The organism is Streptomyces sp. NPDC059852, assembly GCF_042731455.1.
Classification (GTDB): Bacteria; Actinomycetota; Actinomycetes; order Streptomycetales; family Streptomycetaceae; genus Streptomyces.
Window position 1 is genome coordinate 1 of the sequence record NZ_JBHWJK010000057.1, and the last position, 1,275, is coordinate 1,275.

At 73.8% G+C, this 1,275-nt stretch carries 1 protein-coding gene; it reads right to left on the reverse strand.

Features of this window, described 5'->3' with window-relative positions; all coding sequences use genetic code 11:
• Window positions 1–153: 153 nt before the first annotated feature.
• Window positions 154–1,158 carry a Gfo/Idh/MocA family oxidoreductase gene (locus tag ACFV46_RS33590; RefSeq protein WP_376728769.1) on the reverse strand — a complete coding sequence of 335 codons (1,005 nt, stop codon included), beginning with the start codon at window positions 1,156–1,158 and terminating at the stop codon, window positions 154–156.
• Window positions 1,159–1,275: the final 117 nt, after the last annotated feature.

The following is a 1,275-nucleotide window of genomic DNA, read 5'->3' on the forward strand; positions in this document are numbered from 1 at the left end:
GGGGGGGGCACACCCCACGGGGGGGGCCCGGGCCCGGGGGCCCCCCCCCCCCGGGGGGGGGGCCGCCCGCGCGGGCCGGACCCACGAGGGCGCGCTCGGTGATGCGGGCAGCGCCGAGCACGCCGATGCGCAGCGGTTCGGGTCCGGGACCGGTCACCCCTGCCGCACCTCCTCGATCGTCACCGGGCGGTGCTCGCGCAGCGACAGCGTGCACGCGTCGGCGATCCAGCCCGCCTCCAGGGCGTCCTCGACCGTGCAGGGGGACGGCCGGGAGCCGGCCACGACCTCGGTGAACGCGGTCAGTTCGGCGCGGTAGGCGTCGGTGAAGCGGTCCATGAAGAAGTCGTGCGGGGTGCCCGCCGGGAACGTCACGCCGGGCTCCACCGAACGCAGCGGCAGCTTGTCCTCCAGGCCGACCGCGATGGAGTCCGTGAAGCCGTGGATCTCCATACGGACGTCGTAACCACGCGCGTTGTGCCGCGAGTTGGAGACCACCGCGATGGTGCCGTCGTCCAGGGTGAGGATCGCGCCGGTGGTGTCCGCGTCGCCCGCGTCCGCGATGTAGTCGGCGCCCTTGTTGCCGCCGACCGCGTACACCTCGCCGACCTCACGGCCGGTCACCCAGCGGATGATGTCGAAGTCGTGCACGGAGCAGTCGCGGAAGATGCCGCCGGACGCGGCGATGTACGCGGCCGGCGGCGGCGCCGGGTCCAGCGTGGTCGAGCGCACGGTGTGCAGCGCGCCCAGCTCGCCGCTTCGTACGGCGTCCCGTGCGGCGGCGAACCCGGCGTCGAAGCGCCGGTTGTAGCCGATCTGGATGGGCACGTCCTTGTCCTGGACGGCCTTGAGAACCTGGACGCCCTCGCTCATGGTGCGGGCGACGGGCTTCTCGCAGAAGACGGGGATGCCCGCCTCGACGCCGGCCAGGATCAGCGCGGGGTGGGCGTCGGTCGCGGCGGCGACGACGATGCCGTCCACGCCCGCCGACAGCAGGGCCTGCGGCGAGTCCACGACCTCGGCGCCGAACCGCTCCGCGGCGGCCTTGGCGGCGTCCGCGAACGGGTCGGTGACGACGAGGGAGTCCACCACGTCGAGCCCCGCGAGGGTCTCGGCGTGGAAGGCGCCGATACGGCCGAGGCCGAGGATTCCGATACGCATGCTTCAACTTCCTTGTCGAGCAGGGGGAGTACGGGGAGAGGAGGAGCCGCTAGGGGGTGGGTTTGGGGGGGATGCCCCCGCGGGGGGGGAAAAACCCCCCAAGACGCGGCCCCCCCG